25 protein-coding genes are annotated in these 24939 nt (G+C 65.8%); 14 read left to right on the plus strand and 11 right to left on the minus strand.

What is annotated here, in order from left to right; all coding sequences use genetic code 11:
- The first annotated feature begins 5 nt into the window (after window positions 1-5).
- On the plus strand, window positions 6-992 hold the full coding sequence (locus CIK75_RS11300) for a type II CAAX endopeptidase family protein (protein ID WP_158225950.1): 987 nt from the start codon (window positions 6-8) through the stop codon (window positions 990-992).
- A gap of 135 nt (window positions 993-1127) precedes the next feature.
- Here CIK75_RS11300 and CIK75_RS11305 read toward each other — a convergent pair whose 3' ends face one another.
- From CIK75_RS11305 to CIK75_RS11315, 3 genes are all read right to left on the minus strand, one after another.
- The gene (locus tag CIK75_RS11305; protein ID WP_096224293.1) at window positions 1128-2390 is read right to left on the minus strand and encodes an amidohydrolase family protein; all 1263 of its coding nucleotides are present in this window, start codon (window positions 2388-2390) and stop codon (window positions 1128-1130) included.
- Between the two features lie 98 nt (window positions 2391-2488).
- Window positions 2489-4000, minus strand: a complete 1512-nt coding sequence (locus CIK75_RS11310; protein WP_096224294.1) for a SulP family inorganic anion transporter — start codon at window positions 3998-4000, stop codon at window positions 2489-2491.
- 218 nt (window positions 4001-4218) lie between these two features.
- Window positions 4219-4599 (minus strand): MerR family transcriptional regulator, encoded by a 381-nt coding sequence (locus CIK75_RS11315; RefSeq protein ID WP_096224295.1) that lies wholly within the window; start codon window positions 4597-4599, stop codon window positions 4219-4221.
- A 101-nt stretch (window positions 4600-4700) separates the two neighbouring features.
- Between CIK75_RS11315 and CIK75_RS11320 the strand changes: the two genes are divergently transcribed.
- Both CIK75_RS11320 and CIK75_RS11325 read left to right on the plus strand, forming a co-directional pair.
- Complete coding sequence (locus CIK75_RS11320) at window positions 4701-5345, plus strand: hypothetical protein (RefSeq protein WP_086995615.1); 645 nt, start codon at window positions 4701-4703, stop codon at window positions 5343-5345.
- Window positions 5342-5914, plus strand: coding sequence for an OmpA family protein (locus CIK75_RS11325; RefSeq protein WP_096224296.1), 573 nt, complete (start codon window positions 5342-5344; stop codon window positions 5912-5914). The genes CIK75_RS11320 and CIK75_RS11325 overlap by 4 nt, the downstream gene beginning before the upstream one ends.
- Window positions 5915-5941: 27 nt before the next feature.
- Here CIK75_RS11325 and CIK75_RS11330 read toward each other — a convergent pair whose 3' ends face one another.
- Together CIK75_RS11330 and CIK75_RS11335 are read right to left on the minus strand one after the other, a co-directional pair.
- A complete protein-coding gene (locus CIK75_RS11330; protein ID WP_096224297.1) occupies window positions 5942-6421 on the minus strand; it encodes an SRPBCC family protein in 480 nt (159 codons plus the stop codon).
- Entirely contained in the window at window positions 6418-6780 is a 363-nt protein-coding gene (locus CIK75_RS11335) for a metalloregulator ArsR/SmtB family transcription factor (protein WP_096224298.1), read from the minus strand. The genes CIK75_RS11330 and CIK75_RS11335 overlap by 4 nt, the downstream gene beginning before the upstream one ends.
- A gap of 424 nt (window positions 6781-7204) precedes the next feature.
- On the opposite strand from CIK75_RS11335, the gene CIK75_RS11340 reads away from it, so the two are divergent.
- The 4 genes from CIK75_RS11340 to CIK75_RS11355 all read left to right on the plus strand — a co-directional run bounded on the left by CIK75_RS11340 (window position 7205) and on the right by CIK75_RS11355 (window position 11800).
- Window positions 7205-8287 (plus strand): ABC transporter ATP-binding protein, encoded by a 1083-nt coding sequence (locus tag CIK75_RS11340; RefSeq protein WP_096224299.1) that lies wholly within the window; start codon window positions 7205-7207, stop codon window positions 8285-8287.
- 119 nt (window positions 8288-8406) lie between these two features.
- Window positions 8407-9474: an extracellular solute-binding protein gene (locus tag CIK75_RS11345; protein WP_096224300.1), complete on the plus strand. Its 1068-nt coding sequence runs from the start codon at window positions 8407-8409 to the stop codon at window positions 9472-9474.
- A 2-nt stretch (window positions 9475-9476) separates the two neighbouring features.
- Complete coding sequence (locus CIK75_RS11350) at window positions 9477-11027, plus strand: iron ABC transporter permease (protein WP_096224301.1); 1551 nt, start codon at window positions 9477-9479, stop codon at window positions 11025-11027.
- A 77-nt stretch (window positions 11028-11104) separates the two neighbouring features.
- Complete coding sequence (locus CIK75_RS11355; RefSeq protein ID WP_096224302.1) at window positions 11105-11800, plus strand: HAD family hydrolase; 696 nt, start codon at window positions 11105-11107, stop codon at window positions 11798-11800.
- 14 nt (window positions 11801-11814) lie between these two features.
- Here CIK75_RS11355 and CIK75_RS11360 read toward each other — a convergent pair whose 3' ends face one another.
- The 3 genes from CIK75_RS11360 to CIK75_RS11370 are packed head-to-tail and all read right to left on the minus strand — an operon-like array spanning window position 11815 to window position 14229.
- A complete protein-coding gene (locus CIK75_RS11360; RefSeq protein WP_096224303.1) occupies window positions 11815-12471 on the minus strand; it encodes an SDR family NAD(P)-dependent oxidoreductase in 657 nt (218 codons plus the stop codon).
- A gap of 9 nt (window positions 12472-12480) precedes the next feature.
- A complete protein-coding gene (locus tag CIK75_RS11365) occupies window positions 12481-13524 on the minus strand; it encodes an NAD(P)-dependent alcohol dehydrogenase (protein ID WP_086995595.1) in 1044 nt (347 codons plus the stop codon).
- A gap of 48 nt (window positions 13525-13572) precedes the next feature.
- Complete coding sequence (locus CIK75_RS11370; RefSeq protein ID WP_096224304.1) at window positions 13573-14229, minus strand: NAD(P)H-binding protein; 657 nt, start codon at window positions 14227-14229, stop codon at window positions 13573-13575.
- 97 nt (window positions 14230-14326) lie between these two features.
- On the opposite strand from CIK75_RS11370, the gene CIK75_RS11375 reads away from it, so the two are divergent.
- From CIK75_RS11375 to CIK75_RS11405, 7 genes are all read left to right on the plus strand, one after another.
- Window positions 14327-14671 (plus strand): helix-turn-helix transcriptional regulator, encoded by a 345-nt coding sequence (locus tag CIK75_RS11375; protein WP_086995590.1) that lies wholly within the window; start codon window positions 14327-14329, stop codon window positions 14669-14671.
- Window positions 14672-14772: 101 nt separating this feature from the next.
- The gene (locus tag CIK75_RS11380; protein ID WP_096224305.1) at window positions 14773-16014 is read left to right on the plus strand and encodes an amidohydrolase family protein; all 1242 of its coding nucleotides are present in this window, start codon (window positions 14773-14775) and stop codon (window positions 16012-16014) included.
- Window positions 16004-17266: an MFS transporter gene (locus CIK75_RS11385; protein ID WP_206745478.1), complete on the plus strand. Its 1263-nt coding sequence runs from the start codon at window positions 16004-16006 to the stop codon at window positions 17264-17266. Before CIK75_RS11380 ends, CIK75_RS11385 begins: the two co-directional genes overlap by 11 nt.
- A gap of 82 nt (window positions 17267-17348) precedes the next feature.
- Window positions 17349-18647, plus strand: coding sequence for a hypothetical protein (locus tag CIK75_RS11390; RefSeq protein ID WP_096224307.1), 1299 nt, complete (start codon window positions 17349-17351; stop codon window positions 18645-18647).
- 92 nt (window positions 18648-18739) lie between these two features.
- Window positions 18740-19711, plus strand: a complete 972-nt coding sequence (locus CIK75_RS11395; RefSeq protein ID WP_096224430.1) for an ABC transporter ATP-binding protein — start codon at window positions 18740-18742, stop codon at window positions 19709-19711.
- Complete coding sequence (locus CIK75_RS11400; RefSeq protein WP_343251901.1) at window positions 19701-20519, plus strand: ABC transporter permease subunit; 819 nt, start codon at window positions 19701-19703, stop codon at window positions 20517-20519. Before CIK75_RS11395 ends, CIK75_RS11400 begins: the two co-directional genes overlap by 11 nt.
- 143 nt (window positions 20520-20662) lie before the next feature.
- Complete coding sequence (locus CIK75_RS11405) at window positions 20663-22453, plus strand: HNH endonuclease signature motif containing protein (protein WP_096224308.1); 1791 nt, start codon at window positions 20663-20665, stop codon at window positions 22451-22453.
- A 74-nt stretch (window positions 22454-22527) separates the two neighbouring features.
- On the opposite strand, the gene CIK75_RS16250 is transcribed toward CIK75_RS11405, so the two are convergent.
- The 3 genes from CIK75_RS16250 to CIK75_RS11420 form a co-directional block, all read right to left on the minus strand.
- Window positions 22528-22671 (minus strand): hypothetical protein, encoded by a 144-nt coding sequence (locus CIK75_RS16250; RefSeq protein ID WP_158225952.1) that lies wholly within the window; start codon window positions 22669-22671, stop codon window positions 22528-22530.
- Between the two features lie 486 nt (window positions 22672-23157).
- Window positions 23158-24102 carry an FUSC family protein gene (locus tag CIK75_RS11415; RefSeq protein ID WP_158225954.1) on the minus strand — a complete coding sequence of 315 codons (945 nt, stop codon included), beginning with the start codon at window positions 24100-24102 and terminating at the stop codon, window positions 23158-23160.
- Between the two features lie 234 nt (window positions 24103-24336).
- Window positions 24337-24741: a VOC family protein gene (locus CIK75_RS11420; protein WP_086995561.1), complete on the minus strand. Its 405-nt coding sequence runs from the start codon at window positions 24739-24741 to the stop codon at window positions 24337-24339.
- Window positions 24742-24939 lie beyond the last annotated feature (198 nt).

Below are 24939 nucleotides of genomic sequence, written 5' to 3' on the forward strand. Positions count from 1 at the left end.
GGTTCATGACGAGCACCAACACACCTCAGCCATCGCAGACCATCGAGACCGGCGACGCCTCGCCCTTGGCCTATCACCGGTTGGCCCGCGACGGGGCCGGATACCGGTGGTGGAAGCCGCTGCTGGTCGGGGTGATCGGGGCCGGCCTCTATGTGGGCTTCATGATCGCCGCCTTCTTGGCTGTCGTCATCGTCGGGCTGCTGAGCCCCGGATTCGAACGCATCATGGACGGAGTGTTGCTGGGCTCCGGAGTCCCGGACATGAACGACCCCTTCGTCCTGATCCCCCTGCTCGTCTCCTTGGCCTTGATGATTCCGGCCCTCTGGCTGGCCACGCTGATCGTAGGCACACGGCCCGTCGGTCTGCTCTCCTCGGTCACCGGGCGACTGCGCTGGACCTGGCTGCTCTGGTGTCTGGGCGCCGCGCTGGGGATCAACGTCATCGCCCAACTGGTGGCACAGTTCCTGCCCGGCACCGAAGAGGGCGGGGAATTCATGTACGACGGCGGCAGGACCCTGGCCGTCTTGGCTGCCGCCTTGCTGGTGGTCCCGTTTCAGGCAGCTGCCGAGGAGTACGTCTTCCGCGGCTATCTGATGCAGACCCTTGGTGGCTGGTTGCGGCATCCGGCCTTCGCGATCCTGCTGCCGGTGCCGCTGTTCGTGCTCGGCCACGACTACGAGCTGCTGGGTCAGCTCGACATCGCCGTCTTCGCGATCGCCGCCGGCTGGTTGAGCTGGCGTACCGGAGGACTGGAGGCGGCGATCGCCCTGCATATCGTCACCAATGCCAGCATCTTCGCCTTCGTCGCCTTCGGGGTCGCCGACGCCAACGCCGATGATGTCGGCATCGTGGACCTGCTCCTCTCGGTGGCCGTCACCGTCGCCACCGTCCTGGTCCTGGCCAGACTGGCGACAGCACGCAAGGTCCAGCGCACCCGCCCCTCAGTTCCCGAGGCTGACCTCCAGGGTCGAGCCCCCGTAACCGTTCTCTAGGTCGCGGCCTTGAACGGTGACCGTGGAGACGTCCTCGGGGAACCGGTCCGCGGCGCTGTCGGTGGTGGCTGTGCCGGAGGATCGGCGCGGCACGTTTCATGTGATCAGCATGCCACGCGCTGCACCGCAGTGACATCAGTTCCGGGGCCGGGATTCGGGGCCGAACTGCTCGACACCGTCCTGGAAAACCCGCTCGATCATGGAGTGCAGGTCCGCCAACTGCCCGGTGGATTCGAGCTTCCCGTTGAGCACCACGGCATCGGCCAGATAACCTTCGGCCAGCCGACCCACCGAGTGCTCCGGGGTGATCAGCTCCCCGGCCACCGAGGTCGTCGACGCCAACACCTGTTGCAGTGACATCCCGGCGTCGGCCAACAGGGCCAGCTCTTCGAGGTTCTCGCCATGGATACCGACCCCCGAATCGGTGCCCATGCCGATCTTTACTCCGGCCGCAATGGCCCGGGCGACCGAGCCCCGGTGGTCTTCGTGGACCCGGTAGGCCTTGTCGATCACGGTTTGCGGTAGGCCACTGTTTCCGGCCTCGGCCTTCCTGATGACCGCTGCCGGGGCGGCCAGCGTGGGCACCAGGTAGGCGCCCCGGTCCAGGAAGACCTGGATGGTCTCGTCGTCGAGATAGATGCCGTGTTCGATGGTCCGCACGCCGGCATCGAGGGCATTGCGGATTCCAGCGGTGCCCTGGGCATGGGACATGACGTACTTGCCCTGGGCTTCGGCTTCGTCGACGACGACCCGGATCTCTTCGGGGCTGAACTGTGAGTGGCGGGGATCGTCGGCGGGGGAGAGGACCCCGCCGGTGGAGCAGATCTTGATCTGGTCGGCCCCGGCGCGCAGCATCGTGCGCACCGTTTTGCGCACTTCTTCGACCCCGTCGGCCACCCCGCTGGGCCGTCCGGGGTGTGGACCGAGGGCGGGGGCCGAGACCCCCGAAGGCAGCCAGAAATCTCCGTGTCCGCCGGTCTGGGACATGATCGAAATCGCCAGACGCAGGCGGGGCCCCTGGATGAGCCCGGAAGCCTGGGCTACCTGGGCGCCCAGGTCGGCACCACCGGCATCGCGGGCCGACGTGATCCCCGCCCGCAACGTGGCCTCGAGGTTGTGCACGGACTCGTAGAACTGCAGTGAGAACGGCTCGGCAACGGCGTGCAACGAACCCGGGTTCGAGGAGGTGACATGGATGTGCAGGTCGATCATCCCGGGCAGCACCGTCTTGCCCGTGCAGTCGATGACGGTGGCCGAGGCATGTGGGGCCGCATCCCCGGCGCCGGGGCCGACAGCTGCCACGCGGCCGTCCTCGAAGACGACGTCTGCCGGCTCCGGAAGGAAGGCCACCCCGTCGAAGACCTGGGCATTCGTGAAAACCGTGGATGTCCTGGGCATCGGGACCTCCGGAGACGAGCAGTTCGCATGAACCTCATGTCCACGCCTGCTATGGACTCTAGCCCCCGGCTCATGCACCGGACTTGGAGGAAGGTCGGCTAGCCGCCGAGCTTGCCCGCCATCCGCCGGCGCATTTCCAGGCTGGCGGTGTTCAGCCCCTGGACGGAGACCGCCTTGCCGTACTTCTCGTATTTCTCGGTGATGGAGTCCAGCGCGGCGATGGTCGAGGCATCCCAGAGGTGGGAATCATGCAGGTCGATCACCACGCGCTCGGGGTCCCCGGCGTAGTCGAACTGGGTGTACAGGTCGTTGGAGGAAGCGAAGAACAGTTCGCCGTGGACCCGGTAGGTGGCGAGCTGTTCGCCGTCGTGTTCCTCGAGATCACGATCGACGGTGACGAAGTGTGCGACCCGGCGGGCGAAGAGCACCATGGCGGTGAGTACGCCGACGCCGACGCCGATGGCGAGGTTGTTGGTGGCCACGGTGCCGATCACGGTGACGACCATGACGGTGGTTTCGCTCTTGGGCATCATCCGCAGTGTGGAGGGTTTGATGGAATGCCAGTCGAAGGTCGCCACGGAGACGAAGATCATCACGGCCACCAGGGCAGCCATGGGGATCAGGGCCACGATATCGCCCAGGGCGACCACCAGGACCAGCAGCAGGGCACCGGCCAGGAACGTGGAGATCCGCGTCCGGGCGCCGGAGGCCTTCACATTGATCATGGTCTGGCCGATCATGGCGCAACCGCCCATGCCGCCGAAGAGCCCGGTGACGATGTTCGCCACGCCCTGGCCCCAGGACTCGCGCGTCTTGCTCGAGCGGGTATCGGTGACGTCATCGACGAGCTTGGCGGTCATCAACGATTCGAGTAGACCCACGAAGGCCATCGCCAGGGAGAACGGGAAGATGATCTGTAGCGTTTCCCAACTCAGCGGGACGTTCGGGGAGACCAGGCCCGGCAGGGAATCGGGAAGATCTCCCTTGCCACCGACGGTGGGCACGTTCATGGACGTCAACACGGTGATCAGGGTGATCACGACGATGGCGACCAGCGGGGCGGGGACCGCGGTGGTCAGTTTCGGCAGGCCGAAGACGATGAGCAGGCCCAGGGCCACCAGCGGGTAGACCAGCCACGGAACGCCGAGCAGTTCGGGGACCTGGGCCGAGAAGATCAGGATGGCCAGCGCGTTGACGAAGCCGACCATCACCTGGCGGGGGATGAACCGCATCAGCTTCGCCACCCCGAGGACGGCCAACACGATTTGCAGGAGTCCTGCCAGCAGGACGGCGGCGATGAAGTAGTCGGTCCCGTGGCTGGCCACCAGCGGGGCGATCACCAGGGCGATGGCACCGGTGGCGCCGGAAATCATGGCCGGACGCCCACCCACGAAGGCGATGGTGACGGCCATGGTGAAAGCGGCGAACAATCCGACGCGTGGATCGACCCCGGCGATGATGGAGAAGGCGATGGCCTCGGGGATCAGCGCCAAGGCCACGACCAGCCCGGCCAGGATCTCGGTCTTGAGCAGGCGCGGGGACTTCAAGGTGCGCAGGACCGACTGGCGCTCTTCGGGCGTCAGCGTCGTGCTGGGGGTGTCGATGGCCACGCGGGCCTCCGTTCGAATCAAACATCAGCGGGCAAAGTGCGGGGGTGCAGCAGGCGGGGCTGCAGGAATTCTGGGGTGCGCGACGCTGCGCGGCCGGGCAAAACACCGGCGGTGCCTCGAGCTGGTTTCGAGGGACCAACCGTGAAACGGGCCGCAGTAAACTCTACCCTAACGTGAGGGTTGGGCGGTGCGGAGGTGACGCAGGGATCCACCGGGGCTCATGCGCCGGCGAGGCCTTCGAGTTCGGTGATGAGCTCGTCGGCCTGGGCCAGATAGCGCGCCAGCTTTTCGCGTTCGTGGCGGGCACGGTCCAGAAAGTGTCCGGCACGGTTTGACCGCCCGGCTTCGGGAGCGGGCTCCTCGACGATGGAGAGCAACTCGGTGATCTCCTCGAGACTGAACCCCAACGGTTTCATGGCCTTGATATGCGTCAGGCGATCGACGTCGGTCTCCGTGAAGACCCGGAAACCACCGTCGGTCCGGGCGCTCGCCGGAAGCAGTCCCACGTCGTCGTAATGCCGGATCGTGCGCAGTGACAGGCCGGTCCGCTCGGCCAATTCGCCGATATGCATGGTGCGGCCCGGGGTGTGTTGCGGCATGGATCCTCCGTCGCTGGTCGGCTCATCACGTTACCAGCGCCTGGGTGGGCCGGCTGGCCGTCGCAGATGTGAGCGGGCGACGAAGCTGGTGAGTATATTCAATGTTGTACGGGCGCGGTCTTGATCTGCGCTATCACTCGATGCTCGGAGACCCGATGAAAAGCACCTGGCCCCTGTTCGTGACCGTTGCCCTCGCGGCAACCTTGCTCTCCGGCTGTAGTGCCGGCGATTCCGAGCCGAAGAGTGACGCTCCCTCACCGGCAGCCACTGCCAGTGCCTCCAGCGACGATGGCGGGAATGTGGAGGAGGACTCCGGCGTCGGAGTCGCTGAGATGGATACGACCAAGGTGCTGGCTGAGCAGGAGTACCAGCTTCCCGGCACGAAGGACAAAACCACGTTCGGGGTTCAATCCCTCAAGGTGGAAGGGGAGACGATGAAGCTCACGTTAGTGATGACGCCCGACTTTTCCTCTGTCAGCGACTCGGAAACCCTGCGGATGTACAAGTTGACTGGAGACGACGCGTTCGAGCCTTTGCTGATCGACCGAGACCATCTGAAGGAATACTCGGTCATTAGTGAATCGAGCAAAAAATGGACAGTCGACCACCTGAAGACCAAGACCACCAACGGCGAGCCGGTGATCTGGTGGGGGATGTATGCGGCGCCGGAGGACGAGATCGACACGGTGGATCTCAGGCTGTTCGGTGACCTGCCCGAGTTCACGAACGTGCCGATCCAACGATGAGTAGGACCTCGAAGCGCGTGTTGCGCGGCTCCGTTGTTGTTCTGGTCTCGCTGATGGTGGCCCCGGCGATCGCCGTCGCGGACACCACCCAGGCCGAGGACTTGCCCGAGCCCACCCAGGCCCAACTGGCGAAGTCGGTGCATGTCTGGGATCCGACACGGGGAGTGCACACCTGGAAACTCGAGGGGTCGGTCTCCGAGGTCGAGCAGGTGGAGACCAAGGACAAGGAAACGACGATCACCCTCTCGACCGACATCCTCTTCACCCCCGACAGTTCCACACTGCCCGGTACCGCGGCGCAGCGGATCGAAAAGCTGGTGAAGGATGTTCCGAAGGGGGCGAAGATCAAGATCGACGGTCATACCGATTCGGTGAAGGGCAAGGTCGATAACCAGAAGCTCTCCACCGACCGGGCCGAATCCGTCGCCGAGGCCGTCGCCAAGAAGCGTTCAGACCTCAAGGCGACGGTCAAGGGTCATGCCGATTCGCGGCCCGTCAAGCGCGAGGATCCCCAGGATCCCTCGACGCGCGCAGCGAACCGGCGCGTAGAAATCGTCTACCAGGGCTAGCTGGCAGCACCTAGAGTCGATCCGGGTCTAGCGTTCGGAGGCGATGAGTTCGTCGATCTTCTCGTATCCCTCGGCCAAACCTTGTTCCATCCCGGAGGCGACCATGCCGTCGCGGCCCTCGACACTTTGGAACACCATCTGCCCGCTGAGCCGGCAGCGCTCTTCGCCCAGGTCCTCGAAACGCTGGGCCTCCAGGGTGACGTCATCGGGGAATCCATCGAATTCGGTGGTTTGGATGATCAGTTCGTTTTCTCGGACCGAATGGTAGCTCCCGCTGAAGCCATAGGAATTCCCCTCAGGGTCGACATGGCGGTAGCCATAGCTTCCGCCGGTGCGGACGTCGAAGTGGTCGACTTCCATGCTCAGCTCCCGTGGTCCGAGCCATTGCGCCAACAGTTGCGCTTCCACATGGGCGCGGAAGACGTCGTTGACGGCATGATCGAAGTCTCTCGTGTACTCGACGAAGGGGAGGTTTTCGGGGGCATGGAGATGCAATTCGTTGCTCATGATTCTTCCTTGTCATGCCGGCCGCGGGGCGCGGCAATACGGGTGAGCACGGCATCAAGGGTGCGGAATTGGGCCTCTTGGGTGAGTCGATACTGATCGATCCACCCGGTGAGGGCCTCCAGCCGTGCGGGGTTCAGGTGGACGGGGCGGCGCTGGGCATCCCGGCTACGGGTGACCAGTTCTGCCTGTTCAAGGACCCGAATATGCTTCGAGACGGCTTGCTTGCTGATCTCGAAGGGATCCGCCAGTTCGTTGACCGTGGCCGGCCCCCGGCTCAGGCGAGCGATGATGCGGCGCCGAACCGGATCGGCCAGGGCCAGGAAGGCCCGGTCGAGGCGGTCGTCTTCTGCGCTTCGCATGGCACTCGTCAACTTTTCTTTTGATAAACCGTTAGGTTGTTCAAAAGATAGGGGGCCCGAGGCCTACGGTCAAGGGGTGTTGCCGGCTCCTGCATTTTGGGCGGTGACTTCCACCCGGCGGTTGGGCTTTCAACCGACTTCGACCTATGATCGGCAATCGGCTCGTTCTGGCCCTTCCTCGACGTGGTGATGTCTTGTTTTCCTCGGGTCCCGGCGTAACGCTTTGCCAGCGATCGTCATCCTCTGCGCCTGCTTCACGGGTGGCGATTGACGTCCTACCCCTGGGGCGCGCAGTGAACCGGCGCGTGGAAATCACTGATCAGGGCTGAGAAGTAGCGGGTCTACGAATAAGTGCACATGGATGTGATGTAGGAAGTGTCACCTTCGTTAGGTATGGGTAACCTTCCTCGGGTAGCCTGAAGATGTGTTGACGATTCGTGGGTTGAGCAAGACCTTCTCCGGGCGCCCCGGACAAGAGCCGGCGCAGGCACTGGACCAGGTCGACATCGACGTGGCCGAAGGCCAATTCGCCACCATCCTGGGCCCCTCGGGCTGCGGGAAAACCACCCTGCTGCGCTCCATCGCCGGCTTCGAGGACCCCAGTGCCGGCACCATCAGCATCGACGGCCGCGAGGTGGCAGCCAACGGACGCTCCTTGGTTTCCGCCCATGAACGCGGCGTCGGCATCGTCCCCCAAGACGGGGCACTCTTCCCCCACCTCTCGGTCGCCCAGAACGTCGGTTTCGGTCTCACCGGCCAGCCCCGCCGCGAACGCAATCGCCGCGTCGCTGAAGTCCTGGAACTGGTGGGGCTCGATCACCTCGGTTCTCGCCGCCCCCATGAACTCTCAGGTGGCCAGCAGCAACGCGTCGCCCTGGCCCGGGCCATCGCGCCCAATCCGCGGGTGATCCTGCTCGATGAGCCCTTCTCCGCCCTGGACGCCTACCTGCGCCAGTCGTTGCGCGAAGAAGTGCGCAACCTCCTGCGTGACATCGGCGCCACCGTGGTGCTGGTGACCCACGATCAGGCAGAGGCCATGACCCTGGCCGACCACCTCGTGGTGATGCGCCACGGCAAGGTCGTCCAGGCCGGCAAGCCGCGTGAAACCTACTTCCGACCCTGCGATATCGAACTGGCCCGCTTCCTGGGCGACGCGGTCGTCGTCGACGGGGATATTCCCTGCGGCGCCGCCACCGGCACCAGCGGTTCCACCGTCTCCTGCGCGTTCGGGGAGCTCGCCATCGGCTCCTGGCATGGCCGCCCGGGCCTCTGCGACGTGCTCATCCGCCCGGAAAACATCACCGTGCGCGGAGCCGGCGAAGGCGTTGGCCTTCCCGGGGTCGTCGGCACCGTCGTCGACCAGTCCTTCTACGGGCACGACGGCGTCCTGCAGGTTGCCATCCCACAATTGCCCGAGCGGGTTCCCGTCCGAGTGATGGGGGACCAGGCCTTCGATGTCGGGCAGTCCGTGACGCTTTCGGTGGACCGGGCGGTATGCACCTACTAGGCCCACCAGGACCCCTGAACCCCATCAGCTGAGCGTCGTCGACGCCGAATTTTCCCGTGCGCCAGCGCGGTCCGTACCCATTCATGCAGCACCAACGAGTTAGGTCCAGACGTATTCGTATGTTCTCCACTCTTTCCCGGCGGGTTTTCGCCGTCACCGCAGTTGTTTCCCTGGCAGCCCTGACCGGATGTTCAGCAGGTGGCACCGACGCCGCCTCGAGCGCTTCGAACTCCGGTGCCGCGGCCGAAGACACGACGCTGACCGTCTACACCGACCAGCACGCCGAACTGATCGAGGGCCTGACCAAGGCCTACACCGATGAGACCGGTGTGAAGTTCAACATCCAGGCCGACGCCACGGTGGGCCAGATCGAAGCCGAAGGCAAGGCAGCCCCCGCCGACGTCTTCCTCTCCGAGGATCCGGGCCCGGTGGCCCAGCTGGGCAAGAAGGACCTGCTGTCCGACATCGACCAGGCCACCCTGGATCAGATCCAGCCGGGCCTGAGCTCGCAGAAGAAGCAGTGGGCGGCCTACGCGGCCCGCACCCGGGTGCTCTACTACAACCCGGAAAAGATCGACGAAGCCAAGCTTCCCGAGAAGCTGATGGACATCAACAAGCCCGAATACAAGGGCAAATTCGCTTGGGCCCCCTCGGGCGCCTTCGTGGCCACCACCCAGTACCTGATCTCCACCATCGGTGAAGCCAAGACCAAGACGTTCTTGGAGGGGCTGAAGGAGAATGGCGTCAACGAGCAGAAGAACGGCAACGTCCGCGATACCGTCGAAGCCGGTAAGCACGCCATGGGCCTGTCGAACCACTACTACTGGTGGATCAAGGCCGATGAGGTCGGCGGCGCCGACAAGATGACCTCCAAGATCCACCACTTCCCGGAAGCCGACGCCGGCAACCTGATCCTCTCCTCCGGCGCAGCCGTCATGAAGTCCTCCGAGCAGCAGGAAGCCTCGGCCGACTTCATCAAATGGCTCACCGCAGCCGACGGCGGGCAGAAGCTCATCGCCGAAGGTGACATTGACGTTTCGGGCGCCCAGTACCCGGTCGCCAAGGACACCGAAAGCAAGATCGTCGGCTCCCTCGATGAGATCAAGTCCCCCGAATACGATATGGACATCATGGCCGACCAGGCCGAAGCGGAGAACCTGCTGAAGTCCTTGGGCATGTCCAGCTAGCCTTGCCCACCCGCACCAGAAAGCCGACGGCGACCGCAACCCTTGCGGTCGCCGTCGGCGTGCTATCCCTGCTGCCGGTCAGCTACCTGTTCATCGCCGGTTTCTCCTTCGCCGACATCCGGCAGCTGTTCAGTTTCCCCACCACGGTCCCCGATATCGCCCGGACCATCGGGCTGACCGTCTCGGTCTCGGTTCTGTCGATCGTCCTCGGCGTCGCGGCGGCCACCCTGGTGGTGCGCACCGACATCCCCGGACGCAAGCTGCTCACGGTGCTCTTTGCCATGCCGCTGGCCGTTCCCGGATTCGTGAGCGCCTACGCCGCCTATTCGGCCAACCTGATGTTCTTCCCGCAGGCCGACCTGGTCACCAATTTCGCCGGTGCGACGGCGGTGCTCTCGCTCTCGCTCTACCCCTACGTCTTCCTGCCAGCGGTGATCGCCCTGCGCAACACCGACCCCGCCCAGGAGGAAGTGGCCCGCAGCCTCGGGACCCGCTCGCACGCAGTCTTCGGGCGCATCGTCGTCCCGCAACTGCGCCCGGCCTTGGCCGGCGGCGTGCTCATCGTGGCGCTTCACGTGCTCTCCGAATACGGAGCCATGGTCCAGCTGCGCCAACGCACCCTGACGACGACGATCATGGCCGAAATGATCGACTACGGTGACTACTCCTCGGCCCGCTCCATTTCTGTGCTGCTGGCCGTCTTCTCCTTCGGGGTGCTGCTGGCCAACCGGGCGTTTTCCGGGCGCACCGTCCCCGGTTCGGTCGGCAGCGGTTCGGTCCGCCCGCCCTCACGCTGGCGACTGCGCGGGGCGAAACCGCTGGTCATGGCCGCCGCCCTGCTCATTCCCGGGCTGGCTCTGGGGCCCACCGCGTTGATGACCGTGCGCGGGCTGACCTCACCGCACCGTTCCGCCGTCGTGCATTGGCCCGATGTGTTCGCCGCGATGGGCTCCACCCTGGGCTACGCCGGATGGGCCGCACTTTTCGCCACCATCCTGGCCTTCCCGGTGAGCTGGTGGGTCAGCCGGAAGCCCTCCGTCTCCTCCCATCTGACCGAACGCTCGATCTGGGTGGCCCACTCGGTCCCCAACGCGATCCTGGCCCTCGCCCTGGTCTTTTTGGCCACCCGGTTGCTGCCCGGAATGTATAAGACGGCTGCCCTGCTGGTGCTGGCCTACGTGATCCTCTACCTCCCGCTGGCGGTAAGCAACCAGCGGGTCGGCATGCAGGCGGCCCTGGTGAAGTACGACGACGTGGCCGCCTCGCTGGGGTCGGGCAGCTTCCGCAGATTCTTCAGGGTCTCGCTGCCGCTGGCACTACCCGGCGTGGTCACCGGCGCCCTGTTGGTCGGCCTGGATGCCAGCAAGGAGTTGACCACCACGTTGATGCTGCTGCCCTATAATTCCAACACCTTGGCCACCGGCCTGTGGTCCACCACCAACGGGGAATCCCTGGACTTCACCGCGGCCGCCCCATACACCCTGATGCTGGTGATCCTGGGGTCCATTCCCGTCTTCCTGATCGTGCGCCGCACCCTGCGCTACGTGCGCTAAACCGCAGACTGCCGCGGACGGGAGCGACTGGATACACTGACGACATCGGTTAGCTGGCCCCCGAAAGGAAACATCCCATGGGCGCACCCCGCCACGCAGTCCTTTTCGACGTCGACGGGACGCTGGTCGACTCCACCTATTGGCATACCGTGTCCTGGTGGCAGGCACTGCGCCAGCACGGGCACACCGTTCAGATGTCCCGCATCCACCGGGCCATCGGCATGGGCGGAGACAAACTCGTATCCCACGTGGTGGGGGAGAACGTCGATGCTGACCAGGAGCAGGCGCTGAAGGATGCCCATGCGGCGATCTTTTCCACCCACTGGCCACAGCTGACCCGCTTTGACGGGGTCAAGGAACTGCTCCGTGCCTGCCATGAGGCCGGCGCCGCCGTCGTTCTCGCGTCCTCGGCGCAGGGCCCCCAATTGGAGGTGTTGCGCCGGACCATCGACGCGGATGATTTTCTGACCGCGGCCACGAGTTCCTCCGACGCCTCGGCGAGCAAACCCGAACCGGATATCGTCGAGGCCGCGCTGGAATCCGCGGGCGTCGCGGCCGAACAGGCGATTTTCATCGGCGACGCCGTCTGGGATGTTCACGCCTGCGCGAAACTGGGCCTACCGGTGATCGGGTTGGCCTGCGGCGGGACGAGCGCCGCCGAACTGCGTGAAGCCGGCGCCCTCGAAGTGCACGAGCAGGCCGCCGACCTCCTCGCGCACCTCCAGGTCAGCGCGCTGGGACGCCTGCTCGACGCGGCCCGGGACGGCTCCTGAGCGCGCCGGGCCGCTCAGGACTCGACGAACTGTACTTCGCCGGTTTCCGCCCCGGTATGTAGGTCCCAGAAGGAACCGGCAATGGCATCGGGGTCGAAGAACGTCCCCGCCTGCACCACACCGCCGATGGTGACGGTACCGACGGTGATGCCGTCCGCGGCGAGCTCATCGGCCAGGGTGAACACCAGATTCCGCAGTCCTGCCTTGCCGATGGCCGCCGAGACCCTCGAGGCCACCGGGTTCACCCCGAGCATCCCTCCCGTGAACAGCAAGGTCCCCGAACCGCGTTCCCTCATGGCCGGTGCCACCAGGTGGGCGCATTCCAGCGCACCGAGGACGTTGACCGCGAAGTCCCCGGCCACCTCGGCGGCCGACACCTCCAACGGCGTGCCGATGGTGATGGCCCCGGCGTTGTAATGCAGGACATCGGGGGTGCCGAACTCGGCCTCCACGGTGGCGAAGGCAGCGGCCAGCGAGACCGGATCCGTCACGTCGGCCACCAGGGGATGGGCCTGGATGCCGGAGGCCTTCAGCTCGGCCACCCGCTCGTCCAGCGCCTCGGCTCGACGGGCCATCAGGACGACGGTGAATCCCTCGGCCCCGAACTTCCGGGCGACACCGGCACTGACGCCCGATCCGGCCCCGACGATGGCGATGAGCTGCTTCTGCATGGTGTCGTCCTAGTCCAGCGTGGAGGTGTCGATGACGGCGCGGTAGCGGACCTTTGAGGACTGCACCCGCTCGTAGGCCTCGTTGATCTGCTCGGCGCCGATCAGTTCGGTGGCGGCCTCGACACCATGTTCGGCACAGAAGTCCAGCATTTCCTGGGTTTCGCGGATGCCCCCGATCAGTGAACCGGCGAAGGAGCGGCGGGCGCCGATGAGCGCGAACACGTTCAGCGAGAGCGGGACCGGGGGAGCGCCAACGTTGGTCATCGTCCCGTCCAGAGCCAGCAGCGACAGGTACGCATCGAGCTCGATTTCGGCACTGACCGTATTCAGGATGAAGTCGAAGGAGCCGGCGAGCTGGGTGAACGTTTCCGGGTCGGAGGTGGCGTAGTAGTGGTCGGCACCGAAACGCTTCCCGTCCTCCTGCTTGGAGAGGGTCTGCGAGAGCACGGTGACCTCGGCGCCCAGGGCGTGGGCGATCTGCACGCCCACATGGCCCAGGCCGCCCATTCCGACGACGGCCACGCGGGAGCCGGGTCCCACGTTCCAGTGCCGCAGCGGTGAGTAGGTGGTGATGCCGGCGCAGAGCAGGGGAGCGGCGGCAGCGAAGTCGAGGGCCTCGGGGATACGCAGCACGAAGTCGGCATCGACGACGACGGCCGTGGAGTAGCCGCCCTGGGTGATGCTTCCATCGCGGTCCACGGCGCCATAGGTGCCCACGTTGCCGCCCGTGCAGAACTGCTCCTCGCCCTTCCGGCAGTTTTCGCAGTCGCGGCAGGAGTTGACCAGGCAGCCGACCCCGACCTGATCGCCCACCTGGTGGTTGGTGACCTCGGAGCCGACCTCGGAGACATAGCCCACGATTTCGTGGCCCGGGGTCAGCGGGTAGTGCTGATCGCCCCAGTCGCCCTGGACGGTGTGGATATCGGAGTGGCAGATGCCGGCATATTTGATGTCGATGAGTACGTCGTTCACCCCGACGTCGCGGCGTTGAAGGGTGGTGGGAATCAGGGGTTCGTTCGCTGCGGGGGCGGCGTAGGCGTTAACGGTGAGCATGGTGTCCTTTGCTAGGTGCCGCAGGGGATGCGGCGAAGGGTAGGGGAATCAGGGGGTGGAAGTCAGGGCGGCGACGGCTTCCGTCACCGGGGTGTTGCCACCGGTCAGTTCGACGATGACGCGGTTCAACGCGGGTTTGGCCAGTGCGGCATCGATGAAGGCTGCGACGTCGGTGCGGGGGATGGTGCCATAGGGGATCGCCGGCCCGGCGGTGACCCTGCCGTTTCCAGCGGTATCGACCAGGGTGCCGGGGCGCACGATCAGCCACTCCAGCCCGGTGGCTGCCACATGCACGTCGGCATCCTTCTTGATGCGCATGTAATGCTCGAAGGCTTCGGGGGAATCCGGTCCACGGCCGGCTTCGGGGAAGACCGAGACGAGGACGAAACGGCTGACCCCTGCCTGTTCGGCGGCTTCGGCGGCCTTCTTCAGCCCGTTGCCGTCAATCAGGGTGGTCTGTTCGGTCCCGGCGCCGTGGGCTCCCGCGGAGAAGACGACGGCGTCGTGCCCAGACATCTTTGCGGCCAGGTCGGCCACGGTGTCCTGGACGAGATCACCGGGGACTGCTGTGGCGTTCGTGGCGGTGATGGCTTCTGCCTGTTCGGGTTTGCGGTGCATTCCGGTCACGTCCTCGCCGCGGGCGGTGAGCAGCTGGGCGAGTGGACGGCCGACGCCTCCTGCGGCGCCGATCTGGAAAATACGCATGACTTCCTCCTCAAGGGTCTGGAATGAAGTACGACGACTAGCGTAGTACGATGGTTCTCGTATTAGCGAATGAGCCCCTGCACTGGAGGATGGGTTGATGAGTTCCCCCCGCACCCTGGAGCACCCCGAAACCGTCGAGCTGAACTTGGACGCCGTCTTGGCTGCCCTGGCCGATCCGATCCGCCGGCGCATCGTGGTGCAGCTCGCCCGCGGGCATCAAGACCAGGCCTGCATCGGTTTCAACCTGCCGGTCAGCCGCTCCACCTCCACCCACCACTTCCGCGTACTGCGGCAAGCGGGAGTCATCGAGCAGCGCTACCAGGGCACCGCCATCCTGAACTCGTTGCGCGCAGCCTGCCTGGAAGAGCGCTTCCCCGGGCTCTTGCCGGCCATTGTTGCCGCCCAAGCGCCGGTGGATGGTCCGCTGCCCGAGGAGGGCTAACCGCCACCCGTCCGGCCCGAACGCAGGACCCCACCCCTTTCTCCCCAGGTCCAATTTTGGAATGATACTTTTGGGATACGGAAAAGAGAGGGGTTTCGGCGATGCTGATCCGCAATGTCAGGCCATGGGGCGGGGAAGCCGCCGACGTGGAACTCGAAGGCGACCGGATCGTAGCGATCCGGCCCCACGCAGGAGCCCACGGCAGGCCCGTCGGCTCCGCGCCCGAAGCACAGGCCACCGGAGCCGAAGAGCTCGACGGGCGGGGACGCCTGCTCCTGCCGTCCTTCTCCGACGTCCACGTCCACCTGGACTCCACCCGGATCGGGCTGCCCTTCCGCGAACACACCGGCGGTGCCGGGGTGTGGGCCATGATGATGAACGATCGGAAGAACTGGCGTCACGCCGAGGTCCCGCTGCCCGAACGGGTCGCCGGAACCCTGGAACGGATGATCGCCTACGGCACCACCCGGGTGCGTAGCTTCGCCCAAATCGATGTGGACGCCGGACTGGAGAAGTTCGAGGCGGTGCTCGCCGCCCGGGAAAAGTACGCCCACGCCGCCGAGGTGCAGATCATGGCCTTCCCGCAGGCCGGTCTGCTCATTGAGCCCGGGACCATTGACCTGCTGGAGGAGTCGTTAAAGCTCGGGGCCACCGTGATGGGTGGGATCGACCCCTGCCAACTGGACCGGGATCCGGTGAAGCATCTGGACGTGGTCTTCGACCTGGCACAAAAGTACGACGTCGATATCGACATCCACCTCCACGAACCCGGCCAGCTGGCCGTCTTCAGCGCCGAGCTGGTCTGTGAACGGGTCCGCGCCCTGGGCATGCAGGGGCGGGTCACGCTCTCCCATGCCTACGAGCTCGGTGCCGTCTCCGAAGCGGTGACCGCGGCGATGATGGAGCAGATGGCCGAACTGGATATCTCCTGGACCACGATCGCCCCGGCGCGGACCGCCCCGCAGTTCAACCTCGCAGCCATGAGCGCGGCAGGGATTCGGGTCGGGCTCGGCCAGGACGGCCAACGTGACTACTGGAGCCCCTACGGGAACGCCGACCTGCTGGATCGGACCTGGCAACTGGCCTTCACCCACCAACTGCGCCGCGACGAGGACATCGCCCACTGCGCCGCCATCGCCACCATCGGCGGTGCCTCGATCATGGACCGCAACGTCCCGCGTCTCACCGGCGTCGCCGACCGGCCAGGACTTGAGGTGGGCGATCGCGCGGATCTGCTGCTCTGCCCGGGGGAGACGGTGACCAGCGCCATCATGGACCGTGAGGCCGACCGCACCGTGGTGCACGACGGGCGGGTCGTCGCCGATGGACTCCATGTCAGCTGACACGCCGCCGCCTTCGCCGCCTTCCATGCGGGCCGCCCGCCTGCTGGGCCTGTTCGCCGCGGCAGCTGTGGGGCTGAATCTGCGTCCGGCCATCACCTCGGTCGCCTCGGTCCTGGACCAGCTGCCGGCCCAGCTGGGGGTCTCCGATACCGGGATCGTCGTCCTGTCCTCCCTGCCGGTCGCCGCCTTCGGGCTCAGCGCCCCGCTGGTGCCCCGGCTGGCCCGCAGGTTCGGGGTCAACGGTGCCTTGCTACTTTCCATGGGGGTGCTCGCCCTGGCCCTGCTGCTCCGTGTGCTCGTCCCGGTGCTGCTGCTCCCCGGCACCCTGGTGGCCGGTGCGGCGATCATGGGTGGCTCGGTACTGATGCCGCAATACCTCAAACAGCTCCAGGCGACGCCCCGGGCCATCGGGGTGGCCACCACCATGTTCGCCGTGGGGGCGGCCCTCGGCGCGGCCCTGACCCGGCAACTTTCCGACGCGGTTTCCGCCGCCGTCGCCCTGGGTGTCTGGGCCCTGCTGGCTGCCCTGGCCTGCATCGTGCTCTACCTGGCCCGCCGCGCCGCAGCGCACGGGGCCGTCGAGGACTCCGAGGCGTGGACGGGCAGGTCATCCACGGGTTACGGCGTGGTGCCCCGGGCCCCCGGACAGCGCTGGACCACCGCCCTGATCGTGGTGGTCTTCGGACTCCAGGCCGTCCTGTACTTCTTCGTGGCCGGCTGGTTGCCCACGGTGCTGGGTGAAGCAGGAACCGACGCGGGAACCGCGGCGAACCTGCTGGCCTGGTTCAGCGTCGTGGGCTTCATTTCCACCCTGGTCACCCCGATGCTGGTGGTCCGTCCGATCATGCTGCGGGTCACCGCCGTCGTCATCGGTGTCGGTATCGCCGGCGGCGTGCTGTGGCTGACCGTCGTCGTCCCCGGGCAGGCCTTCGCGCTGGTCTCCGTCCTGGGACTGCTGCAAAGCGGTGCCTTCGGGGTGGCCATGTCCCTGCTGGTCGCCAAGGCAGCCAGCCCCGCCGCCGCAGGAACCCTGTCGGCGCTGGCCCAGGGCATCGGCTTCGTGTTGGCCGCCGTGGGTTCCGCCGTCGTGGGCTCGCTGCGCCTGTCCACCGGTTCCTGGGATGCCGGGCTGTGGATCATGGCGGGACTGGCGCTGGTGTTCGGAGCGGCGGTCATTGCCGTGGCCGGACGACCGGCGATCGGGCAGCGGCCTGCGACGCGCAACGAGCCGGTGGGTTCCGGGCCCCGTTGAGCCGTGGCCCCGCTTTCCCTCGCCCTGCTCCGGTTCCCGGCGTACCGTAGGGGCAGGGGTTAGTGCCGATCGGGAAAGTGACATGAAACCAGCCATCAAGAAATGGATGCCGGCCGTAGCCATCCCGGCAGTGATTGCCGCCGTGGCCGTCGGCGCCAACGTGTCAGCTTCTGCTGCCCCCGAGCTGGACACCAAAACGCCCGAACAAGTCATCGAACTGATGGCCTCATCCCACCTCGAAGCGTATTCCGGCCAGTTCGGCACCTCCACCCGGCTGGGTCTTCCGGCACTGCCCGACGCCGGCGCCCCCGCCTCCTTCGGTCCTCCGGCCCCCTCCACATCGGGTGACGAAGGGAAGTCTGACAGCGGAGGAAAGCCGGGCGCCTCGACCTCCGCCCCGGCTTCGGGCCCGGCAGGTGCACGCGACTCGGGTGGCTCCAGCGATGCGCAACTGGCGCAGTTGCTGAACCTGGTCTCCGGCACCCACCAGGCACGGATCTACGTCGATGGCGCCGATCAGGCCCGGCTGCAGGTCCTGGGGGATATGGAAGAACAAGACGTCATCCTCAACGGCACCAGCCTGTGGACCTATGATTCGGCGGAGAAGAAGGCCGTGCACATGACCCTGCCGCAGCAGCCTTCCGCCGCCCATGAAGTCCATGGCGCAGGGAAGTCAGGTGCCGCGGAGTCGGGCGATGTCGCGACCCGCACGCCGGCGGAGCTGGCCGAGACCTTCCTGTCGGCGGCCGAAGCCTCGACCCAGGTTTCCGTGAAGGAGGGCTCGACCGTCGCCGGGCGGGCCGTTTACAACCTGGTGCTGGACCCGAAATCCGAGAAAACGCTCGTGGACGAGGTGACCATCGGCATTGACGCCGAAACGGGCGTCCCACTGGCGGTCACCGTGGCCGCCGTCGACCAGGACGCCCCGGCCATCAACGTGGCCTTCACCTCCTTCACTCCGAAGGCCCCCGACGCAGCACGCTTCGACTTCACCCCGCCGGCCAACGCCACCGTGACCGAGAAGAAGCTTCCCCAACCCGGCGACAAGTCAACGAACTGGCCTCGGCACACCTTCGGCACGCAGCATGAACGGCCGGCGCCCTCGGATGCCCCACGCGGTGACCGACACTGGCCCAGCGACGGCGCGCAGGACGTGACCGACGGCGAAGGCTGGGATACGGTCGCCATCATTCCCGCCGACGAGGTCCCCGCAGAGCTGAAGGACTCCGCCATGCTCAACGCCCTGGCCACCGAAGTCGACGGCGGGAAGCTGCTCCACACCTCGCTGGTCAACGCCCTCATCACCGATGACGGCCGCGTCGTCCTCGGCGCCGTGCAGCTCTCCCGGCTGCAGGCGGTGGCCCAGGCCGAGGCCCGGTGACCGACGCAGCCGCCACGGCAAGCCGCGCCAACGCAGTCGCCGCCACGGCAAGCCGCGCCAACGCAGTCGCCGCCACGGCCAACACCGGCGAACTGGCCATCGAGACCAGTCGGCTGAGCAAATCCTTCGGTCGCCGGCACGCGGTGGACAACCTGGATCTGGCCGTCCCACACGGCTCGGTCTTCGGCTTTCTGGGGCCCAACGGGTCGGGGAAGACCACCACCATCCGGATGCTGCTCGGGCTCGCGAATCCCAGCAGCGGAACCATCAACGTGCTCGGCCGACCCATGCCCACCGCGTCGAAGGACGTGCTGCCGCGGGTCGGTGCCCTCGTGGAAGGCCCGGCCTTCTACCCTTTCCTATCCGGCCGGGCGAACCTGCTGCGCCTGGACGCCGCCAACCCCCGGGCCGATGCCAGGGACCGGCGACGACGGGTGGATCGCGCCCTGGAAACCGTCGGGCTGTCCCAGGCCTCCGGGCTCGCCGTGCACGCCTACTCGTTGGGGATGAAGCAGCGACTCGGGATCGCCAATGCCCTGGCCACCGACCACGAGCTACTCGTCCTGGACGAACCCACCAACGGCTTGGACCCGCAGGGGACCCGCGAAGTCCGTCACCTCATCGCGTCGATGGCCGGAGCCGGGACCACGGTCTTCATTTCCAGCCACCTGCTCAGCGAGATCGAGCAAATGTGCACGCATGCAGCGGTGATGAGCGCCGGCCACCGGGTGGCTCACGGCACCTTGGAGGAGTTGCGCTCGGACGGTAACGCCTATGCGGTCCTTGGAACCCCCGATGAGTACGCAGCTCGCGCAGTATTGGCCCGGCTGGGGCTCGGTGATCTGGAAACCAGGGAAGCAACCGCTTCGGCGACGGAGATCGGTACCGAGGCAGGCACCGCCGTCGTGCGGGTGGCCGTCCCCGAGGGGGCTGCCACCGCCGAGGAGATTGTTGCAGCACTGGTGGCCGCCGGGGTGCGGGTGCGCGGTTTCGCCATTGAGCGGCCCAGCCTGGAGGAACGGTTCGTGGCCTTGACGGGGGAGGGGTTCGATCTTGCCCAATAATGCGTTGCTGCTTTCAGAGCTGGGGATGGTGTTTCGACGCAGGCGTACGTGGGCGATGCTTGCGGCGTTGGGAGCCGTTCCGGTCCTGATCGCCGTCGCCGTCCGGCTCACCTCCTCGGAGGTTCCAGCGGGCCATGGCCCGCAGTTCCTGGACCAGGTGGCCGGCAACGGATTATTCGTGGCGATCGTGGGGATGTTCATGTGCATCCCGTTGTTCCTGCCGCTGACCGTTGCCGTGGTCTCGGGAGACACCATTGCCGGAGAAGCAGGGCACGGAACGCTGCGCTATTTGCTCATTGCCCCCGCTTCACGGGCCCACCTGCTGTTGGTGAAGTACATCGGGGCACTGGTTTTCTGCCTGGCCGCGGCATTGACGGTGGCCGGCTGTGGACTGCTCATCGGCGCGGCACTGTTCCCGGTGGGGCCGGTGACTTTGCTGTCCGGGGACACCCTTGCCCTGGGCGCCGCGGTCCTGCGGATTGTGCTGATCGCCGGTTATGTTGCCTTGTCCCTTTGTGGGCTGGCAGCGGTGGGTCTGTTCATCTCCACGCTGACGGATGTTCCGGTGGGGGCGATGGCGGCCACCGCGGTGCTCTCGGTTGCTGCCCAGATCCTGGGCCAGCTGCCCCAATTGGACTGGCTGCACCCCTGGTTGTTCACCCATGAGTGGTTCGGGTTTGCCGATCTGCTGCGTGAGCCCATTTTATGGGGGTCCTTCGGCCAGAACGCCGTATTGCAGGGCGGCTACGTGCTGGTCTTCGGTGCCCTGGCCTATGGGCGGCTGAGCACCAAGGACATCCTCTCCTGAAGGGCGTCAAACGGAAGCCGGTTGGCTTCGGATCGCGGCAGTATTCCACTCACGAACCCCTCACAGGTCGGCCAGCTGGCACCTTATCCCCAGCACGTAGGGGCACCCTCGATCGGAATCCCGACCCCTGACAGAGTGGAGGCATGGAACACAACACGAGCGCGGTGGTGGTCGACGGGTGGGATATCGCCCGGTCCACCGGCCTCGCCGTGGACGGTTCCACCCGGTTGAGAGCCGCCGAAGCCTTGGCCCGTTTTGCAGAGGCCGAGAAGTTCAAGGCCGCCGCCATGCTTCATACCGAAGCACACCGAGCGGTGCCGTCCCTGCTGGATGACTTAGCTGGGGAACCGGGGATGGGGATTTCATTGCGCACCGGTCGGATGGCCGAACAGGCCGCCACGGAAAGCGCCGCGCTGGAAGTCGCACTGGTCTGCGGAATCTCGCCCGGACAAGGGCAGCGCATTCTTGACCAAGCGGAAACCTTGGTCCGGCAAACCCCTGAAGTCATCGACTCCCTGGCCTCGGGACGTCTGGGGAGCGGACATGTCCAGAAGATCCTCGAACAGCTGAAGTACATCGTTCCTGAAACGCTCCCGGCATTGCCCCCGGAAGCAGATCAGGCCACCCGTGAGGAATGGGAACGGGAGAAGGCCCGGCTCGAAGAGCTGGCTCGGGCCGCGCGGCGGGATTTCGGTGCCGACATGTTGGCCACCGCTCCGGGGAAGTCGCCGGCACAATTGCGCACCCGGGGCCGGCAGTTGCTGGAGAAGTACTACGGGCTCTCCTATACCAAGCGCTCGCGCACTGCCATGCGGGACCGGCGGATCATGTTCGATGAAGACGCTGACGGGATGTCCTGGTTCTCCGCCTTCCTTCCCACGGCCGGCTGCCACGCCATCTTCTCGAGGATCGATGCCATGGCCAGGGTGCTGAAAGCCGATCCGGCCTCTGCTGCCGATCTGCTGCATCCCGAAGAAATCCACGGCACAACTCCGGAGGCCAGCAATGACCCGGTCGAGCAGCGGACCGTGGAGCAGTTGCGTGCCGATGTGTTCATGGACCTGCTGCTCGAGGGCCCGACCGGGAAGGGTCTGGCCTCGATCCAGCCCGAAGTCTTCGTCACGATCCCGGCCACGATGCTTCCCGGTCTGCCGGGTGGCCCCACCGCCGAAACCGAAAGCAACCCCATCCAGGTCGGTACAGCCGAACTACCGCCCGGGGCCGAAGTGCCCGCAGTGCTCGGTGGCGGAGCAGTGGATCAGGAGACTGCGGCACGTTTCATGGCTGCGGCGAAAACCTGGTGGCGGGTCGTTACCGATCCGATGACCGGGGCCATCGTGAAGTTCGGACAAAGCAAATACCGGCCCAGCGCCGCCCAACGGGCGGCCCTGCGCTTCCGGGACGGAGGCTGTTGCACCCCGGGGTGCCCGGGCCGGGTGGAGGACTGCGATGTGGACCATGATCGGGAGTGGCAGAAGGGCGGCGGCACGGATCTGGGCAATCTGTATCTTAGGTGCCGACGTTGCCACCGACTCAAGTCCTGGGGGTTGCTCGAGTTTGAGGAGGGGACCCACGGCACGGTCGTGGCCACCAGCCTGTTCGGTACACGACAGGAAACGGCTCCGGCCGCCCCGTGGGCCTCCGGCACAAGAGAGCACCGCGTGCGTAACGAGCCGGAGGCAGCAGACATCCCGGAGTCGTCCACGAAGTACGTGACCTGGGGCAAGGTCAATGAGGTTCCGGACTCCTCCTGCGAAAACCCTGAATTCGGTCGCTATGCCAAAACCAGTAACGCCCGGGGCGCTCGCCGTCGGCGGCTGGACCGCGAAGCTGGTGCCTGCGAACCGCGCAACCTCATCCGCGAAGAAGCGGCAGACCCGTGGCAGAGCACCTCAACCGGACCGCGGCAAGGCACGGAGGACATTCCCTTCTGATCTCGGGCATTCCAGGGACAGAAGCGGGTAGGGGAAACGTTCGAGTGCATGCGGTCTCAGAGAAAGCCGTCAGGTTATTTCCTCAGCACGAGGGGAAGGAAGATCTCGTCAACGCTGGATTCAGCGACTTCATCGGGATCGACTTCATCGCGAGCCACGGCATGACCCAAGATCTGTTGCATAGTGATGCAGCGTCCCGAGAGGAAAGCATCATGCAATTCGTCGATCCTTGTTCCGGTCTCGGCCTAGCACCCGCCCAGCGTTCCTGTATGGTGCACCGAGACCTTGCGGCGTGCGCCAGCATGGGCTAGCGCAGCATGGATGGATTCGGCGTTCCCGGGGCGCCGCCGATAGACAACGGTCCGGCTCGTCGGGGCGCGCTCGGCCCCAGAATCTATCGTCAAGCGGTCGTATCCCGTGTCGCGGAGCTCTGCCCACGTGCCGTCGAGGAGTGCTGCCACCAGAGCCGCGCCGCGACGGCGTGTGGGGGACTGCTGCGGGGAGCCCCCAACAAGACGGGGCGCTTCTTCTGCTAGCGCTCGCGGCAGGATTTCAACAGACGTTCGGGTGGGCAATGACCTGTGGCGGAGTGGGCGTGCTCGTATCGTTCGCCCTGCGCGGAAGGCTAGCCACGACCCCTCAAGAGGTGCTGGAGGAACAGCCTTCGCCAAGGTCGGGAGAACGGTGCCCAAGGTGGGGTGAGCCTAGTCGGAAACTGCCTCTCGGCGGGAGGCCCACCGGCGCAAAAGGAGGGCGACCAGGACGGCCGCGGCGATTCCCACGACCGTGAAAACTACCCGCTCGATGGTCAGCTCGAATCCACGGTCGACGTCACCGAGGGAAGCGAAGATCAAAAGCATAGGTGTCAACGACAGGGCTTGCATCAGGTAAGCACCGCCCATCGTGTACCAAACCAGGGTAAAGAGGCATAGCACCGCGACGACCACTGCAGCCCACAGCGGGAGGAACAGGACGGCCAACAAGGCAATGATCGCCCCCAGGAAAGTGCCGATCAGCCGGCCGTTGAGTGTTTCCCGCCGCTGGTCGGCCAGAGGACGCAGCGCCATCAGCACGGTCACGGCGATCCAATAGCCGTGCGGCACGTGATAGGTCAGGCTCCAGAACATGACCCCGGCACAGAGGATGCCGACAGCCAACCCATGTTCCCAGGCGCTGCGCCGATCTACGGGGAGGGTAGGCGCCTGGAACTTCAGGAGGCGGGTGATGAAGAAGCCGACCAGCCCGCCACCAAGAATCCACAGAGCCGCGGACCACCAGCTCAAGTCGATGGGGCCAGGGCCAAAGAGGATCACCATGATCGGAGCGAGGGACAGCAGCCCCGCGGAGCGCTGGTTGGCGATGGCGAAGAGCACTGCAGAGAAGAACATGAGAGCCGCTATCGCCCATGGTGTTGCCCCGGCCCAGGACGCCAAGGCACCCAAAACGGCACCCACGACGATCAAGGCAGCGATCTGGCGTGGCCGGCTCACAGGTGTGACAGCCATGCCCAAACCTACGGCCATGCCGAAACCCATGCTGGCTGACGTACCCGCCAGCACGCTCACGAGGGCGGAAGGGATCAGGATGGCAGCGAGGAGCTTGAGCGTGATGGGCAGGGTCCCTGGCTGGGGACGGCTGAAAATGGTCATGTTCTCGTTACCTTTGGAGCGGCCGGTGGAAGACAGGGCTGCCACCTTCCAAGGAAGTGACGGTTTCAGGACCCTGCAGCTGCCACGAGAATACCGGTGCGATGAGGTTTGAAACGGTTGGCGAACGTCATTCATCGCAGCGGAGATTCTTCACCGAGTCTCCCTGCGACCTGCTACGCGACCTGCTACACCGGCCCTCGGGGTATCCCGTGACCGCCGGTGTCCGAGGAAGGGCTACGGACTCTTAAGCATCAGGACTTCCCCTTCTAGCCCGTCGGGATCCCGGAAGAACATGCTGTATTGCGTACCGAAGTCATTGACGGTTCCGTCGCTGGCCCCCGCCTGCACGAGTCGCAGGCGGATAGTTTCGAAGGCCTCGGCCGAAACTGCTGCCAGACCAACATGGTCAAGGCGCCCACGCCCCCACATGGGGGTTTGTCGTTCGGCCTCGGCATTGCCCTCGATGACGAATACGTTCAATTCAGTGGCCGGTCCGATGCGAATATTGGTCATCGTTTCGCCCGGTCCATGGTCCCGGGTTTCGCCTACCTTGGCGTCGAAAACGGTTTCGTAGAAGCGTCCCAGGCGTTCGACGTCCTTGGAGATGAGCGCTACGTGGTTGATGCCATCGAGCAACATGTCAGGGTCAGCCTTTCCTCATCGGTCTGATCCCTACAGTGTCCTCGCCGTCGGGTTTATTTCAAGACGCCGCCGGGCTGTCGGCCGCTCCTCAGACGTCAGAAACGGCATATGCGACGTCAGTTTTCTCGAATCCGAAGGAGTCCGAGCAGGTCACGGCTGGTGGGCGTGGGCCGATCGTGGCAGGGTGGAGCAACC

It is taken from the genome of Glutamicibacter sp. BW78 (assembly GCF_002332245.1).
GTDB classification, from domain to species: domain Bacteria; phylum Actinomycetota; class Actinomycetes; order Actinomycetales; family Micrococcaceae; genus Arthrobacter_H; species Arthrobacter_H rhombi_A.

What these genes read in the sequence shown, in the direction of transcription:
- CIK75_RS11300 (WP_158225950.1), top strand. Translation starts at nt 6, where the DNA reads ATGACGAGCACCAACACACCTCAGCCATCGCAGACCATCGAGACCGGC.
- CIK75_RS11305 (WP_096224293.1), bottom strand. Translation starts at nt 2,390, where the DNA reads ATGCCCAGGACATCCACGGTTTTCACGAATGCCCAGGTCTTCGACGGG.
- CIK75_RS11315 (WP_096224295.1), bottom strand. Translation starts at nt 4,599, where the DNA reads ATGCCGCAACACACCCCGGGCCGCACCATGCATATCGGCGAATTGGCC.
- CIK75_RS11320 (WP_086995615.1), top strand. Translation starts at nt 4,701, where the DNA reads ATGTTGTACGGGCGCGGTCTTGATCTGCGCTATCACTCGATGCTCGGA.
- CIK75_RS11325 (WP_096224296.1), top strand. Translation starts at nt 5,342, where the DNA reads ATGAGTAGGACCTCGAAGCGCGTGTTGCGCGGCTCCGTTGTTGTTCTG.
- CIK75_RS11330 (WP_096224297.1), bottom strand. Translation starts at nt 6,421, where the DNA reads ATGAGCAACGAATTGCATCTCCATGCCCCCGAAAACCTCCCCTTCGTC.
- CIK75_RS11335 (WP_096224298.1), bottom strand. Translation starts at nt 6,780, where the DNA reads ATGCGAAGCGCAGAAGACGACCGCCTCGACCGGGCCTTCCTGGCCCTG.
- CIK75_RS11345 (WP_096224300.1), top strand. Translation starts at nt 8,407, where the DNA reads ATGTTCTCCACTCTTTCCCGGCGGGTTTTCGCCGTCACCGCAGTTGTT.
- CIK75_RS11355 (WP_096224302.1), top strand. Translation starts at nt 11,105, where the DNA reads ATGGGCGCACCCCGCCACGCAGTCCTTTTCGACGTCGACGGGACGCTG.
- CIK75_RS11360 (WP_096224303.1), bottom strand. Translation starts at nt 12,471, where the DNA reads ATGCAGAAGCAGCTCATCGCCATCGTCGGGGCCGGATCGGGCGTCAGT.
- CIK75_RS11365 (WP_086995595.1), bottom strand. Translation starts at nt 13,524, where the DNA reads ATGCTCACCGTTAACGCCTACGCCGCCCCCGCAGCGAACGAACCCCTG.
- CIK75_RS11370 (WP_096224304.1), bottom strand. Translation starts at nt 14,229, where the DNA reads ATGCGTATTTTCCAGATCGGCGCCGCAGGAGGCGTCGGCCGTCCACTC.
- CIK75_RS11375 (WP_086995590.1), top strand. Translation starts at nt 14,327, where the DNA reads ATGAGTTCCCCCCGCACCCTGGAGCACCCCGAAACCGTCGAGCTGAAC.
- CIK75_RS11380 (WP_096224305.1), top strand. Translation starts at nt 14,773, where the DNA reads ATGCTGATCCGCAATGTCAGGCCATGGGGCGGGGAAGCCGCCGACGTG.
- CIK75_RS11385 (WP_206745478.1), top strand. Translation starts at nt 16,004, where the DNA reads ATGTCAGCTGACACGCCGCCGCCTTCGCCGCCTTCCATGCGGGCCGCC.
- CIK75_RS11390 (WP_096224307.1), top strand. Translation starts at nt 17,349, where the DNA reads ATGAAACCAGCCATCAAGAAATGGATGCCGGCCGTAGCCATCCCGGCA.
- CIK75_RS11405 (WP_096224308.1), top strand. Translation starts at nt 20,663, where the DNA reads ATGGAACACAACACGAGCGCGGTGGTGGTCGACGGGTGGGATATCGCC.
- CIK75_RS11415 (WP_158225954.1), bottom strand. Translation starts at nt 24,102, where the DNA reads ATGACCATTTTCAGCCGTCCCCAGCCAGGGACCCTGCCCATCACGCTC.
- CIK75_RS11420 (WP_086995561.1), bottom strand. Translation starts at nt 24,741, where the DNA reads ATGTTGCTCGATGGCATCAACCACGTAGCGCTCATCTCCAAGGACGTC.